Source organism: Bradyrhizobium sp. 23 (assembly GCF_023073295.1).
In the GTDB taxonomy this organism is placed as follows: domain Bacteria; phylum Pseudomonadota; class Alphaproteobacteria; order Rhizobiales; family Xanthobacteraceae; genus Bradyrhizobium; species Bradyrhizobium canariense_D.
In genome coordinates this window covers 192,331-192,855 of sequence record NZ_JADPJF010000124.1, presented here as the reverse complement: position 1 = coordinate 192,855, position 525 = coordinate 192,331, and the positions used below count along the sequence as shown (strand labels likewise).

The 525-nt window shown below is 67.2% G+C and carries 1 pseudogene; it reads right to left on the bottom strand.

From position 1 onward, the window contains the following. Window positions 1–355 (bottom strand): annotated as a pseudogene (locus tag IVB32_RS30170) (phosphoesterase); the annotation flags it as partial. Window positions 356–525 lie beyond the last annotated feature (170 nt).

Genomic DNA, 525 nt, shown 5'->3' with positions numbered 1-525 from the left:
TGGTGCCGTGCAATCCCGCCGCAACCAGCGCCAGGACCACCAGCAGGCCCCCGAGCACCGAGAGCACATACTCGTCCTTGCCGAAATCGGTAAGGATGCGGATCGGCCACAGTCCGGGCGCGCCACGTGCCGGCATCAGCTGGATCTCGGTCAGGTCGAACACGACCATCAGCGCGATGACCAGGGCTGCACCTGCAGCACTCAGCCAAAGCGAATGCCGCGCCAGCTTTCGCGCGGCCTCGGCGCGGCGCGAATGCGAGGGCGTGCGCACGAGCTGTGCCAGGGCGCGCCCCGAGAGCGTGAGCAATTGTGCGGGATAGCTCGCGCGCGGCGAGATGTCGGTTGGTGCCGACATCCTACTCGGTGCCTTCCGAGCGGAAGATCGAGATCGAGATCGCGCGCCCTTGCGAGAAATTGTAGCCGTCGATGCGGGTGCCAACCTTGTAGCGCAGCCCGATCGCCTCGGCGCGCTGCACGAAGCCGCGCTCCGAACGCTGCTCGATCAGCGCGAAACGGCAGCTCCCC